General features: G+C 36.1%; 3 protein-coding genes. 2 read left to right on the top strand and 1 reads right to left on the bottom strand.

Features of this window, described 5'->3' with window-relative positions; translation table 11 throughout:
* Positions 1–67: 67 nt before the first annotated feature.
* Entirely contained in the window at positions 68–1,204 is a 1,137-nt protein-coding gene (locus tag C406_RS0117685; RefSeq protein WP_017381991.1) for a M20 peptidase aminoacylase family protein, read from the bottom strand.
* Between the two features lie 513 nt (positions 1,205–1,717).
* On the opposite strand from C406_RS0117685, the gene C406_RS0117675 reads away from it, so the two are divergent.
* Together C406_RS0117675 and C406_RS21170 are read left to right on the top strand one after the other, a co-directional pair.
* The gene (locus C406_RS0117675) at positions 1,718–3,037 is read left to right on the top strand and encodes a DUF2254 domain-containing protein (RefSeq protein ID WP_155966769.1); all 1,320 of its coding nucleotides are present in this window, start codon (positions 1,718–1,720) and stop codon (positions 3,035–3,037) included.
* Between the two features lie 59 nt (positions 3,038–3,096).
* Positions 3,097–3,298 (top strand): hypothetical protein (locus C406_RS21170; RefSeq protein ID WP_237740598.1); only part of this gene is annotated, 202 nt, incomplete at its 3' end.

Raw genomic sequence — 3,298 nt, 5'->3', positions numbered from 1 at the left:
CCCATGCTGGGCACACTAAAAAAACAACGTCGAGGAGTTCTCGACGTTGTTTTTATGCCGTTTAGTTCTAATTGTTTTCAGATACCATTTGTATGGTATTCAGGATTGTCTGAGTTAGAATTTCAATTCCTGTATGGATACTTTCATGATTAAACGTCATATTAGGATGATGTAATCCAGGAGATAAGCCGCATCCGAGTCCAAGCATCGTCGATTTTAAATTCGGTTTATGCATGGCATAAAAATGAAAGTCTTCTCCACCTGGAGTCGTGATTCGCGGCTTCAAGTTCGCAGTACCCAATACAGAGATAATTGCTTGCTCCATAAGGTCATAAGCCTCTTCATTAACAATTGCCGCGATTAACCCTTTTTGAATAGTAAATTTAATCTTCACATGATAAATTGACTCCACGCTGCGGATGACTTCAGACACTTTTGTTCGTAAAATCTCCATTGCCTCATTAGTTTGAGCACGTGCGTCAAGTGTAAATGAAGCTTTGCCTGGAATGATATTACCTGTCTCACTTCCAGCAATCAATCTAGTCATCTTCACTGAATAAGGGATGAGTGGATCCATGCGTAGAGATTCCACTCCACGAACAATAGCCGCCCCTACTTCAATTGAATTTTGACCAAGATGAGGTCTAGCAGCATGGGCATCTTCCCCTTCAATAGTGCCTTTTATTAGACCTGCTGCTCCATGGCATATCGCAGCGGATGCTGTACCGTCTGGAATTTCTTGAATGGGTCGAAGATGAACACCAAATAAGTAATCCACATTATCTAAAACACCTAGACTTAGTAACTTTAACGCTCCTTGTCCTTTTTCTTCTGCAGGTTGAAAAATCCATTTGAAACGAATATTTTTAGTGAAACCTTTTTGTTTCATTGCAAGTAATGTTCCGAAACCTATAGTCATATGAGCATCATGACCACATGAATGATTTGCTCTAAATACTCCATCTACTTCTTGCCAAAGTGCATCCATATCTGCACGAATGCCAATACAAGTTGAACCTTCTCCAATCTCAACTACTAAACCCGTACAGCCATCAAAAGTTTGAACAGGAAATCCTTCTTGTTCGATTAGTTTTTTTAAGTAAGCAGTTGTTCCAATCTCTCTCCAACTTGCTTCTGGATGTTCATGTAAATATGTAAACACCTCATTTATTATAGACCTGTTTATTTCCTTAGTGTCTTTCATATCTTTCACCTCATGAATGAATATGTTGTTTCTATTACATTATCCTATTTTGAGTCAAAGTATTAGGCTTATTTTCGGAAATATAAAGTTAACGTGTACAATACCGCAAGAATGAGGGTATGTATTAATAATATGCACTAGATATTGAACATACTTTTTTCAAAACGATTTAACTTTGTTTTAGGTTTGCTTTTGATATTGAAGAACAAACGAAAGAGTCCATTTGCGCTTAGCATGCCCCAAGAGCGTGAAGCTTGAGCAATAATATTTATTTTCATACTTGTTGGCTCATAAGGAACGTGCGGCTAACGCAAACGTACTATAATCAACAGTATAGTTTGACTGAACCTGGTTTTAAAGAACCTCCAGTTTAAGGAGGTTCTTTTGGAGCAAACAATATATGGAATAAATATTGTTTAACAAGGAGTTACGTTAAATTAATGACTTTTAGAAAGGACATTAAAATCGATGAAAATATATCATCTTGATAAGTATTTTAAAAAATACAAAAGGATGTCAAAAAGAGAGCTAACCCATCAGGTTAAATCTAACTTATGGTTTACGCCTGTTCTTTACGTCTTTGTTTCCATAATATTATTGACTCTAGCTTTAAATGGCGACTTAAATTTCGACCTAGGCAATAAAATGAGACCTCATTTCACCGTCGATTATGATCTAACTCTTTCTATTTTAAGCATCCTTACTGCAGCGACCTTAACGATTACCATATTCACATTCAACTTGATATTAGTTGTTTTCACGACGTTTTCTGGGCAATTTTCCCCTCGAATACTTAAAAATTTTATAGCGAGCAAAGCGACACAGCGTGTTTTGGGAATCTTTACCGGGAGCTTTATCTATGTTCTTTTATCCTTATTCTTCATTAATAAAAGAATCACCGAATATTATTTTGCAGTTCCTATTACAGCGACCTTTTTAGCCATTTTTTCGATGGCCACTTTTATATTTTTTATTAATCATGCTGTTGCGTGGTTACAAGTGAATCAAATGACAGATGACATGAAAAAAGAAGCATTGGGCATTGTAAAAGGAACCTTGAAAAATGAACTAGATATTTACAAAGTCAAAGACTTCAATGACACAAATTCAGATATTAGAAACGGCAAGGGTATCCAGATTAAAGCTGGTTCACCAGGCTATATTCAACTCGTGGATTTTATCTCGATGATTGAAGAAGCTCAAAAAGATGACATTACGATAAAGCTTGAGCACACAATTGGGAGTTACGTGTTTGAAACTACGCCACTCTTGACCTTTTGGCAAAAGCATGAGAATTCAATTGACGAAGATAAGTATTTGGCTTTTTTTAGTGTTAGAAAGAAACAGACAGAAGTTCAAGATATTGAATTCAGCATTAATAAACTAGTGGAAGTTGCAATAAGAGCGCTTGGAAATTACGATCCCAAGACAGCGACTACTGCCATTTACCAAGTAGGAGAAATACTTGTGTCTATTTCGCAAGTAACCAACTTCTCTAATTATTTAGTAGATGATGAGAATAATCTACGATTAATTTTGCAAAAAAGAGATTTTAATCACTATTTATACAACGGATTAGGTTATATCAGACACTACGCAAAAGATAATGTAATTGTTTCAACAGATATTTTAAAAGTTTTGGATTTAATGGCTAAATCGCTTCATCCACGCGACTATCCATCTGTTTGGGATTTTGCAATACACACTGCACTTGGTTTTGAAAATCTGTTTTTGTTCGAACAAGACAGTCAACAATTTTATTTGGCGTTATATAACTTAGCCACTACCACCGACAACCTAGAGGATTATGAAAAATTCCTTAAAAAAATATAATTGATTAAACACAAAAAACGGGGCTGTTGGCTATCTAATAAGTCCCTAATATAAAATAAGTGAAGAAAAATGAGTCTTTTTCTGCACCTACATTTGAACAATTTAACCAGTTCATAATTGTCTGTTTTGCACATGATGAACTTATGGTTGATTGGAGTGAAAGGCGGCGAGAAAACATTCTGAAGACCCCGCAGGCACCAAGTTGTGGTTGCACAACTTGGTTGGTCGTCGAGGAGGCTAAGGCCCAATGTCATCAAGCTA

The sequence above is a fragment of the Paenisporosarcina sp. TG-14 genome, assembly GCF_000297555.1.
GTDB classification, from domain to species: domain Bacteria; phylum Bacillota; class Bacilli; order Bacillales_A; family Planococcaceae; genus Paenisporosarcina; species Paenisporosarcina antarctica.
Note: the sequence above shows the minus strand (reverse complement) of the source record. Positions and strands in the feature narration are given on the sequence as shown.

Bases quoted from the DNA above. Each gene is read 5' to 3' on its own strand.
- C406_RS0117685 (WP_017381991.1), bottom strand. From the start codon at position 1,204: ATGAAAGACACTAAGGAAATAAACAGGTCTATAATAAATGAGGTGTTT.
- C406_RS0117675 (WP_155966769.1), top strand. From the start codon at position 1,718: ATGTCAAAAAGAGAGCTAACCCATCAGGTTAAATCTAACTTATGGTTT.